The following is a 10,130-nucleotide window of genomic DNA, read 5'->3' on the forward strand; positions in this document are numbered from 1 at the left end:
GGGAACGACCCGGATCCGGGTCGTTTCCTCTACAGGTTGGGGGCCGCGTGCCGTATCGGCAGCCACCGCGTCAGGCGGTCCCCTCCCACCACAGGGTGACGGCCCGCCGCACCGGCCGATCGGCGGCCGCCTTCTCGAGAAGGGCCTCGACCTCCGCGTCGCGCTCGGGCCCCACGCACAGCCGCTCGCGCACCCGCGCCACGGTCCCGGCCCGGTCGGGGCCGAACGGGTCCCACTCCCGCTCGAACGCCTCGGACGCCACGTCCAGCCCCATCTCCTCCAGCACGGCGACGGCGTCGGCCGCCGTGGGCGTGGTGGGCCGCTCGAGACCGTGCAGCGCCAGCCACAGGGGATTGAGGTTCGCCGTGGGGTGGTCCTCGGAGATCTCGACCACGACCCGCCGGCGGGCGTGGTCGGTGAGGGCGGCGGCGAAGGGCACGAGGTCGCCCACGTTGTAGAGGACGTGGTGGGACACGACCACGTCGGCCGCCTCGACCGTGGCGGCCACGGCCGGCCACGTGCCGCCTACCTCGCGGTGGGCGACCCCGATCCGGTCGGCGGCAGCTGCGAAGACGTCGAGCATGCCCTCGGCGTCGTCGACGGCGACGACCAGGCCCGCCGGTGGGACCAGCGGCAGCGAGGCGGCACCCCCGCCCACGCCGACGTCCAGCACCGTGCCTCCATCGGGGAGCGCCTCCAGCGCCCGGCGCCGCGAAGGGCGGTCGCCCGCCTCCGACAGCGCGTGCGCCGCGTGGCGGGCGAAGGTGGCCGGGTCGAACCGCCAGGGCGGCGCCGGGGCGGCGGCCTGGATCTCCTCGGGGATCGCCCAGCGGGCCAGGGCCTCCCGCCAACGCTCGGCGGCCGGACCGCTCATCCCCTCCCGCCCGGGGTCAGCGACCGGCGGTGGGGACGGAGGCGAGCGGCACCGGGCGCTTCACCTCGTCGGCGTGCATGGTCCACAGCACCGCCTCGTCGTAGGCGACCTCGCCCCGGGCGACGAGGTCGGACAGGGCGGCCTCGAGCGTGTACATCCCGCCCCGCTGGCCGGTGGCCACCAGGTTGCGGATCTGGCGCGTCTTGCCCTCGCGGATGAGGTTCTTGATGGCGGGCGACGCCACCAGCACCTCGAAGGCCGCCACCCGCCCGCCGCCGACGCGGGGGACCAGCGCCTGGTTGAGGATGCCGACGAGCGTGTGGGTCAGCTGGAGCCGCACCTGGGGCTGCTGGGAGGCCGGGAAGACGTCCACGATGCGGTCGAGGGTCTGCGCCGTGTCGTTGGTGTGCAGCGTGGCCAGGACGAGGTGCCCGGTCTCGGCGATGGTGAGGGCGGCCGCGATGCTCTCGGGGTCGCGCATCTCGCCCACCAGCACGACGTCGGGGTCCTCGCGCAGGGCGGCCCGCAGGGCGTCGGCGAACGAGTCGGTGTCCGTCCCCACCTCCCGCTGGTTCACCGCCGACCGCTTGTGCGGGTGCACGTACTCCACCGGGTCCTCGATGGTGATGATGTGCACCGCCCGGTGGTTGTTGATGTGGTCGATCATGGCGGCGAGGGTGGTCGACTTCCCCGACCCGGTCGGGCCGGTGACCAGCACCAGGCCCTTGGGGAGACGGGTCCACTCCTCGATGGCGGGCGGCAGCCCGAGCTCGGCCATCGTCGGGATGGCGTACGGGATGATCCGCAGCGCCAGGGCCGCCGTCCCCTTCTGGTAGAAGGCGTTGCCCCGCACCCGGGCCTTGTTGGCCCAGCTGAACGCGAAGTCCACCTGACGGGTGCGGCGGAACTGCTCGGTGAAGTCGCGGCCGAGGACGGTGGCGACGACGCGGTCGAGGTCGTTGGCCTCGAGGACCTTGGCGTTGGCGACCCGGCGCAGGGCCCCGTCCACCCGCATCAGGGGAGGCGACCCGGCCGTGAAGAGCAGGTCGGTGCCGCCGAGGTCCCAGACGGTCGTCAGCAGGGAGTCGATGTGCGCTCCGGAGGGGGCCACCCGCCGAGTGTAAGGGACGGGTCGCCCCGGCCCGGGGGCCGGACACGATCTTCAGCAACCCTTCAGGATGACGTCGTGACGAACGGGCGTTCGCTCGGCGGGCGGAAGGGGTATGGAGCGCGCATGACCGACCTCCCCGACTCCGCCCAGAAGGACCCCGACGACTGGGTGACCGGCGACGAGCCGGCCACCGGCCCCCAGCTGTCGTACCTCTCGACGCTCGCCCACGAGGCCGGCGAGGACGTCGACACCGACAACCTCTCCAAGGCCGACGCGTCGCGGAGGATCGACGAGCTCCAGGAGCGCACGGGCCGATCCGGCGGTTCCTGACCACCGCCGACGGCGGTACAACCGGCCCCTCCCTGGGTAGGGCTTGAGCCATGACCGACCCCCGCCTCGAGGACCACCTCGTCGGGCTGGAGCTCCAATTGGTCGAGCTGGTCGAACAGCGTGAGCGCGCCGAGGTGCAGCGCCGTCCACGCGACGCCGCTCGCATCCAGGCCGACATCGACGCGCTCCAGGAGGAGATGGCCCGTACCGCGGAGACCGTCGCCAAGCCCGACGCCTACGCCCCCGAGTTCCACTACGTCGAAGAAGCCGGCGCGGCCTGACCGTCGCCCCCCGCTGGGCGGGTCAGCCCCGCGCCCGCCGCCACAGCGGCCGCGGGTCCAGGGCGCGGGCGAACCGGGCGGCGACCGGTGCCGATCGGCCCAGCGTCCCGGTGACCACGGCGGCCGATTCCACCGCCTCGGCGGCGTCCGTCGCGGCGGCGGCCGCTCTCCCGTAGCTCGCCGTCGCGGCCCGCCGGGCGAGGACGAGGACGGGCGCCGCGGCTTGCGGCGGAAGGCGGACGTCGGCGGCTGCCCGGGCGGCGTGGACCAGCAGCGTCTCGGACGGCCGGCGGCCCAGGCCCGCCTCCTCGAGCGCCTCGGCCGCCTCCTCCCACGCCACCATCACCCTGTCGTGCGGCGATGTCGCCCGCCGCCGGCGGGCCGCCCGGCGGCGCCACTTCACCAGCGGGACGGCGCCCGCGGCCAGCGCGCCGACGGCCAGCGTGGCGGCCACGACGGGACCGGCGCCCGCTCCGTCGGCGCCGGCCGGCTCGGGCGTGGACGAAGGCGGTGGTGGCGGAACCGCCGTGGTCGGCGACGGCCCCGGCTGCGGGCCGGGGGCGGGTGCCGCCGGCGCGGTGGCGGCGGTGGCCGGAACGCCTCCGGAGCCCGCCGGCACGGTCGGCGCGGCCGCCGTCGGCGGCAGCCCGAGTGACGACGCCTGGGCGGCCGGGACCCCGGTGTACGCCTCGGCCGTCGGGTTGCCCCGGCCCGGCGTGGGCTCGAACGCCACCCAGCCGGCGCCCTCCAGGTGCACCTCGGGCCAGGCGTGGGCGTGCAGCCCGCGCACCCGGTAACGCCCGTCGTTGCCGAGGTCGCCCGGGGTGAAGCCCACGGCCACGCGCGTCGGCAGGCCGGCGGCGCGGGCGAGGACGGCGAAGGCGCCGGCGAACTGCTCGCAGTACCCGCGCCGGGTCTCGAACAGGAACCGCTCGAGGGCGCCGGCACCCGAGCCGGGCGGCACCGACAGGTCGTAGGTGAAGCGCTGCCGGAACCACGACTGGAGGTTCAGGGCGGCGGCCAGGGGCTCGGGCCCGTCCGGCCCGGCGGCCCGGGACGCCTCGGCCCGCACCGACGGGGCGAGGTCGTCGGGGAGGGCGAGGTAGCGCCGCAGGGCCGCCGGCGGGGTGCGGCCGTGAGGCGGCACCGCCCGCAGCGACTGGACGGTGAGGTGGGGGACCTGCGACACCACCCGGTAGCGCTGCCCGGGCCGGCTCTCCGACGAGGACCGGAGGGTCGAGGAGTCGCCCGCCACCACCAGGTCGGCGCCTTCGACCTGGTGGACCCGGTAGGCGGCGGGCAGCCACTCCGACCGCAGGGCCTCGATCCGGACGTCGTGCACCACGCCGTCGGCGGGGACGAACGCGGTGAGCGCCCCGGCTCCGCGCTCGGCCTCCTCGTCGCTCTGCGTCCACGTGCGCCCGTCGAACTGGTCGAGCGACGTGAGCCGCCAGTAGGCGGGCACCCGGCTGTCGACGGTGAACATCACCTCGTCCGACCGCTGGGCCAGGGTGGGCCGGAGGTCGACGAAGGCCTGGAGGCGGGCGGGCCCGTTCCCGGGACGGCGGGCCACCGACGTGAGCAGCGGGTCGCTGCCGTAGCCTGGGACGGCGGGCCCGACGAGGAGCCCGGCGGCCAGGGCCACCGCCGCCACGAGGGCGGCCGCCGGGCCGGCGTCGGCGAGGCGGGCCGAGAGCCGAGGAGCGTCGGGACCGGGCGCGGCTGCTCCCGCGATCCGGTCGACCAGCAGGAACACGCCGACCGCCACCAGCCAGAGGTGCACGGGCGGGCCGGACGGGGCCCGCAGCCCGCCGAGCAGCACCAGGGTGAGCGAGGGCAGGAGGGCGAACAGGGGGCGGCGGAGGCGGAACGCCGTCTGGTCGGCCAGCACGGCGCAGACGGCGGCGAAGCCCACGGCCAGCGCCATGCGGCCCTCCCGGAGGGCCACCGCCTCGTCGTTGCCCGGAGGCAGCCCCGTCCCGAAGGCCTCCAGCGCCTCCCGGAGGGCGGACGCCGCGGTCTGCCAGGTCCCCGCCAGCGGGACGCCGAGGGTGGTCGTGCCCGGGAACACGGTCCAGGCGGTGACGACGGCGGCGGCGGCGAAGCCGGCGCCGAGGCCGAGGCTGCCGAGCCGGCGCCGGCACCCCCAGGCGGCCGCGTGCACGACGGCGGCGGCGGCGAGCACCGGGAGGAGCGACGGCTCGTCCCCCACGAACCCTCGCACCCCCGGCGCGGCGGCCAGGGTGACGAGCGCGAGGGCGGCCACCGCCCGCCCCTCCCACCCGACGACGGGGGTTCCCGCCGCGGGCCGCCGCCGGACCGCCGTCACCGGTCCGCTCCGCCCCGGGGGACGATCCGGTCCCACGCCTCCCGCCACGACGCGCCCGGCGGGACCCGGACCACCACGTCGAACCCGGCCCCGCCGCCGACGCCGTCCTGCGGTGCGGCGAGCACCACCGCCACCATCGTCGCGGCACCGGGGGTGGCCGCCAGGGCTGTGAGCCCGCCGGCGACCCCCGCCAACGTCGTCACCACCACGAGGGTGACGTCCTCGTCGCCCGTCAACAGCGCCGCCGCCGTGCCGACGGCCCGGGCCCGGTCCGGCTGCACGACGGCCAGGAGGTCGAGCACCTCCTCCAGGTGGGCGTGCCCGCCGGCGCTGCCCGAGTCGAGCCCGGCCGAGGTGACGAGCCGGGCCGTCCCGTCGCCCGCGCAGGCGGCGGCGACCACGCTGGCCGCGGCCGACACGGCCGCCTCGAAGGTGGCGCCTTGGCGGGCGCCCACGGAGGTGTCGAGGGCCACGACCGTGCGGCGCAGCCGGGGCATCTCGTCCTGGCGCACGACCAGGGCGTCGAGGCGGGCGCTGGTCGGCCAGTGGACCAGGCGGACGTCGTCACCCGGCTCGTACGGTCGAAGCCCGTGGAGCTCGCCGCCGGGGACGGGCGCGGTCGCCGGGTGCGGGGCGGTGGGCGCACCGGCACGTTCCGGCGGCAGGGCGATGGCCTCCACGACCGGGTGGACGACCAGCGGGCTCGGCGCCAGGACGGGGACCCGGCGCGCCGCCAGGCCGAACGGGTCCTCCACGGTCATCCGCAGCGGCCCGACGTCGACCAGGCCACGCCGGGGGGCATCGAGCCGGTACTCCAGGCCCACCACCTCCCCGGCCCCCATCGACGGCCGGTCGAACCCGGCCGCCACCCCGTCCTCGAGACGGTGCGGAGGAGCCCGCCGCCCCCGGTTGGCCACGGTCAGGACGACCCGGGCCGTCCTCCCCGCCGTGACCCGCCCCGGCGCCAGGCGGCGGGTCGCCTCGAGCGGGGGCCGCCGGGCGCCGACGTAGGCGACGGACGCCGCCACCAGCGCGAGCCCGGCGACGGCCACCACGAACAGCTCGGGGACGCCGAGGGCCCGACCACCGGCGCCCACCGCCAGGGACGACAGGCCGAGGGCCCAGCCCTTCCGGGTCGGCACCGCGCCGTCAGTCCCGGCCGACGGGCACGGCCACCGACGCCAGCACGTCGTCCACGACCTCGCGGCGGGTGGCGCCACGCGCCCGGGCGTCGGGCGTGAGCACCAGGCGGTGCTCGAGGACGGGGACGGCCAGGCGCTGGACGTCGTCGGGCAGCACGTGGTCGCGGCCCGACGCCACCGCCCGGGCCCGTGCCGCCCGGAGGAGGGCGAGGGCAGCCCGAGGGGACGTCCCGAGGGTGAGCGCCTGGTGGGCCCGGGTGGCGTCGGCCACCTCGAGGATGTAGCGCTTGACGCTGCGGGCGACGTGCACGGCCCGGGCCGCCGCGATCATGGCCTCGACGTCCTCCAGGTCGGCGACGGCACCGGGCTCGGGGGCGGGCTGCTCGGCGCCGTGGGTGTCGAGCATGGCCATCTCGGCGGGCCGGCCCGGATAGCCGAGGGAGAGCCGGACGAGGAAGCGGTCGAGCTGGCTGTCCGGCAGCGGGTAGGTCCCGTGGCGCTCGAACGGGTTCTGGGTGGCGATGACCATGAACGGCCGGGGCAGCGGGTAGGTGGTGGCGTCCACCGTCACCTGCGCCTCCTCCATCGCCTCGAGGAGCGCGGCCTGGGTCTTGGGCGAGGCGCGGTTCAACTCGTCGGCCAGCACCAGGTTGGTGAACAGGCCGCCGGGCCGGAAGTCGAACGTGCCCAGCTCCCGGTTGAACACGGTGATGCCGATGACGTCCGACGGCAGCAGGTCGGGCGTGAACTGGATGCGCCGCCAGCGGCCGTGCACCGAGGCGGCCAGCGCCCGCGCGAGCGTCGTCTTCCCGACGCCGGGCACGTCCTCCACCAGGACGTGGCCCTCGGCGACCATGGCGACGAGGGCCAGGCGGATGGCGTCGTCGTTGCCGTGCACGACGCGCGCCACGTTGGCGACGACCGACTCGAAGAGCGTGGCGACCTCGTCCGCCGCCCGGGCGGGGACCGCCTCCCCGGTCGTCACGGAGCCGGCCGCCGCGTGACGTCGGTCGACCTCGTCGGCATCCGTCCCCCCGTCACCCGGCCTCGGGGAGAAGGGTAGTTCGCCCGTCGTTACGGGAACAGGCCCCGGGCCGAGATGGCCTCCGCCACCCGCTCCACCGCCACGGCGAAGGCAGCCCGGCGCAGCGACACCCCGAGCGTGTCGGCCCGCGCCCACACGGACGTGAACGCGGCGTCCATGAACGACCGCAGCCGCACGGCCACCGTGTCCTCGTCCCACGCGAACGCCTGGCGATCCTGGGCCCACTCGAAGTACGACGCCGTGACGCCGCCGGCGTTGGCCACGATGTCGGGGACGACCACGATGCCGCGCCGGTCGAGGACCACGTCGGCCTCGGGGGTCGTCGGCCCGTTGGCCGCCTCCACCACCAGCTTGGTCCGCAGCCGCTCGGCCACGTCGGCGTCGATGGCCCCGGAGAGGGCGGCGGGGACGACCAGCTCGCACTCGACGGACCAGAGGGCGGCGGGGTCGAGTGGATCGCCCCCCTCGAACCCGGCCACGCTCCCCGTCGCGGCGACGTGGTCGGACAGCCACGACGGGTCGAGGCCGCCGGCGTTGCACACCGCGCCGCCGATGTCGCTCACCGCCACCACCCGCATCCCGGCCGAGGCGAGGAGGAAGGCGAGGGGACCGCCGACCTTGCCGAACCCCTGGATCACCGCCCGGCTCCCGGCGAAGGGCATCCCCAGGGCGGCGAAGGCCGATCGGGCGCACATCACCACGCCCGACGACGTGGCCCCGGCGTGGGCCCGGGTGCCGCCCACCGCCAGTGGCTTGCCGGTGACGGTCCCCCCGAGCGACTCGCCGCTCATCATGGCCAGGGTGTCCATGAGCCAGGCCATGACCCGCCCGTCGGTGTTCACGTCGGGCGCCGGGACGTCGCGGTCGGGGCCCAGGAGGGGCGACACCTCGACCGTCCACCGGCGGGTGAGCCGCTCCAGCTCTCCCAGCGACAGGGCGGTGGGGTCGCAGCGCACGCCCCCCTTGGCGCCGCCGAAGGGAAGGTTGGCGATGGCCGTCTTGAACGTCATGTCGGCGGCCAGGGCGGTGACCTCCCGCACGTCGAGGTCCGGGTGGAAGCGGATGCCCCCCTTCCCGGGCCCCCGGGTGGTGTCGTGGTGGACCCGCCACCCGGTGAACACCTCCACCCGGCCGTCGTCCATCCGCACGGGCACCGCCACCTCCAGCACCCGCTTCGGCGTGCGGAGCATCCGGTGGATGTCGGGGTCGAGGTCGGTGAGCTTCGCCGCGTCGTCGAGCCGGTGCAGGACCGCCGACCACGCGTCGGTCGTCATGCCTTCCCTACGGGACGCTGGGCTGCACGCCCTCGCGGTAGTGGACGAAGAGCTGCTCGACCAGCTCGAGGATCCCGTCGCCACGGTCGCCCTGCGCCAGCTCGACGATGACCATGTTCGAGTACACCGAGACCGCCTTCACCCCACCCCGCTCGAAGAGGCGGCTGGCGAGCACGTCGGGCGGCCGGGGGCCGGTGGCGTCGGCGGCCGACGTGTAGCGCTCATGGCCCATGCCCGTGAGGCTGCGGTTGATCTCGAACCGCAGGACGCCGTCGGTCGAGGACTGCTTCTGCGTGACCACGATGGGCTGGCCCATGTCGGAGGCCGAGGTTAGCCCCTGGGTACGCTGGCCTGCGATGTCGCCGGAGCCCGCCGCCCCCTCCCGGCCGGTGCCCTGGCGCACCATCTGGGCCGCCATCGGCTCGGTGGTGGCGACGCTGGCGGCGATCACCGTCGTGCAGGCGGTGTCGCGGATCCTGATCTGGATCCTGATCGCCGGCTTCTTCGCCATCGTCCTCAGCCCGCCGGTGGACTGGCTCGAGCACCGGGCCCGCATGCGCCGCTCGCTGGCGACGATCCTCGTGTTCCTCTTCGGGCTGTCGCTGGTCGGCGGGCTGATGTACGCCTTCATCACCCCGATCGTGGACCAGTCGCAGGAGTTCGCCGACAACTTCCCCCGTTACGTGGAGGAGGCGAAGGCGGGCGAGGGCCCGCTCGGCGGGCTGGTCCAGCGGTTCGACCTCGACCGCCGGATCGAGGAGCGCCGGGACGACTTCGAGAAGGCGCTCAACGACCTGGGCCGCAACAGCCTCGACATCGTCAGGGGCGTCGGCAACGCCGTCGCCGCCACGCTCACGATCCTCGTCCTGACCATCCTCATGCTCCTGTCGGGGCCGCGCATGCTGCGCACCGGGCTGGGCGCGCTGTCGCCGCCCAACGCCGAGCGCGTGCGCCACGTGGCCGCCGACTGCGCCAAGGCGGTCACCGGGTACGTGGCCGGGAACCTCCTGATCAGCGTGATCGCCGGCGTGGCCAGCTTCATCTTCTTCCTGGTGGCCGACGTCCCGTTCCGCACGGTGCTGGCCCTGTGGGTCGCCTTCGCCGACCTCATCCCCCTGGTGGGCGCCACCCTGGGCGCCATCCCGGCCGTCATCGTGGCCTTCCTGAACTCCACCGCCCTCGGGATCGCCACCGTGGTGTTCTTCGTCGTCTACCAGCAGTTCGAGAACCACGTGCTCCAGGTGACGATCATGTCGAAGACGGTGGACCTCAACCCGCTGGTCGTCCTGGTGGCCGTGCTGATCGGCGTCGAGCTCACCGGGATCCTGGGCGCCCTGCTCGCCATCCCGGTGGCCGGCGTCATCCAGGTGCTCGGGCGGGACATCTACGACGAGCGCCGGGGGCGCCTCAAGGACGAGCCCACGGTCGGCAGCGAGCAGGTGCCCGTCAGCGAGCTGGCGGCGAGCGGCGAGCCGCCGGACGCGAGCGTTCCCGAGCCGGCCACCGACCCCGCCCCCCTCGCCGCCGAGCCCGCCGCGGTCGGCGCCGGCGAGTCGACGACCGGCGAGTCGTCGACGACCGACGCCACGACCACCGAGGTGCGGCAGTGATTCCCTATCCACCCTCCGGTGTCAAGGACTTTCTTGCATTGACCTCACGATGCCGCGCGGTCAACGATGGTGGCCGGGGAAGGTCGCCTCGTAGAAGCGCTTCGAGCGCCGTTCTGTGCATGTCCCTTGAGGAC

General features: G+C 75.5%; 10 protein-coding genes. 3 read left to right on the forward strand and 7 right to left on the reverse strand.

Annotated elements, in window-relative coordinates; genetic code table 11:
• Positions 1-70: 70 nt before the first annotated feature.
• Together VM242_08135 and VM242_08140 are read right to left on the reverse strand one after the other, a co-directional pair.
• Entirely contained in the window at positions 71-874 is an 804-nt protein-coding gene (locus VM242_08135; protein ID HVM05125.1) for a methyltransferase domain-containing protein, read from the reverse strand.
• A gap of 16 nt (positions 875-890) precedes the next feature.
• On the reverse strand, positions 891-1,985 hold the full coding sequence (locus VM242_08140; protein HVM05126.1) for a type IV pilus twitching motility protein PilT: 1,095 nt from the start codon (positions 1,983-1,985) through the stop codon (positions 891-893).
• Positions 1,986-2,108: 123 nt separating this feature from the next.
• Here VM242_08140 and VM242_08145 point away from each other — a divergent pair, with 123 nt between their 5' ends.
• Both VM242_08145 and VM242_08150 read left to right on the forward strand, forming a co-directional pair.
• Positions 2,109-2,315, forward strand: coding sequence for a DUF3072 domain-containing protein (locus tag VM242_08145; protein ID HVM05127.1), 207 nt, complete (start codon positions 2,109-2,111; stop codon positions 2,313-2,315).
• A 50-nt stretch (positions 2,316-2,365) separates the two neighbouring features.
• Positions 2,366-2,596 carry a hypothetical protein gene (locus VM242_08150; protein HVM05128.1) on the forward strand — a complete coding sequence of 77 codons (231 nt, stop codon included), beginning with the start codon at positions 2,366-2,368 and terminating at the stop codon, positions 2,594-2,596.
• Between the two features lie 22 nt (positions 2,597-2,618).
• On the opposite strand, the gene VM242_08155 is transcribed toward VM242_08150, so the two are convergent.
• The 5 genes from VM242_08155 to VM242_08175 form a co-directional block, all read right to left on the reverse strand.
• Entirely contained in the window at positions 2,619-4,862 is a 2,244-nt protein-coding gene (locus VM242_08155; GenBank protein HVM05129.1) for a transglutaminaseTgpA domain-containing protein, read from the reverse strand.
• Positions 4,863-4,921: 59 nt separating this feature from the next.
• The gene (locus VM242_08160; GenBank protein HVM05130.1) at positions 4,922-6,067 is read right to left on the reverse strand and encodes a DUF58 domain-containing protein; all 1,146 of its coding nucleotides are present in this window, start codon (positions 6,065-6,067) and stop codon (positions 4,922-4,924) included.
• A gap of 7 nt (positions 6,068-6,074) precedes the next feature.
• Complete coding sequence (locus VM242_08165) at positions 6,075-7,052, reverse strand: AAA family ATPase (GenBank protein HVM05131.1); 978 nt, start codon at positions 7,050-7,052, stop codon at positions 6,075-6,077.
• 89 nt (positions 7,053-7,141) lie between these two features.
• Entirely contained in the window at positions 7,142-8,386 is a 1,245-nt protein-coding gene (locus VM242_08170) for a Glu/Leu/Phe/Val dehydrogenase (protein ID HVM05132.1), read from the reverse strand.
• 7 nt (positions 8,387-8,393) lie between these two features.
• Positions 8,394-8,702 (reverse strand): hypothetical protein, encoded by a 309-nt coding sequence (locus tag VM242_08175; GenBank protein ID HVM05133.1) that lies wholly within the window; start codon positions 8,700-8,702, stop codon positions 8,394-8,396.
• A gap of 40 nt (positions 8,703-8,742) precedes the next feature.
• On the opposite strand from VM242_08175, the gene VM242_08180 reads away from it, so the two are divergent.
• Positions 8,743-9,996: an AI-2E family transporter gene (locus VM242_08180; GenBank protein ID HVM05134.1), complete on the forward strand. Its 1,254-nt coding sequence runs from the start codon at positions 8,743-8,745 to the stop codon at positions 9,994-9,996.
• Positions 9,997-10,130 lie beyond the last annotated feature (134 nt).

It is taken from the genome of Acidimicrobiales bacterium (assembly GCA_035540975.1).
Lineage (GTDB): Bacteria > Actinomycetota > Acidimicrobiia > Acidimicrobiales.

Coding starts and splice junctions, on each gene's coding strand:
- VM242_08150 (HVM05128.1), top strand. CDS start 2,366: ATGACCGACCCCCGCCTCGAGGACCACCTCGTCGGGCTGGAGCTCCAA.
- VM242_08170 (HVM05132.1), bottom strand. CDS start 8,386: ATGACGACCGACGCGTGGTCGGCGGTCCTGCACCGGCTCGACGACGCG.
- VM242_08175 (HVM05133.1), bottom strand. CDS start 8,702: ATGGGCCAGCCCATCGTGGTCACGCAGAAGCAGTCCTCGACCGACGGC.
- VM242_08135 (HVM05125.1), bottom strand. CDS start 874: ATGAGCGGTCCGGCCGCCGAGCGTTGGCGGGAGGCCCTGGCCCGCTGG.
- VM242_08145 (HVM05127.1), top strand. CDS start 2,109: ATGACCGACCTCCCCGACTCCGCCCAGAAGGACCCCGACGACTGGGTG.
- VM242_08180 (HVM05134.1), top strand. CDS start 8,743: ATGTCGCCGGAGCCCGCCGCCCCCTCCCGGCCGGTGCCCTGGCGCACC.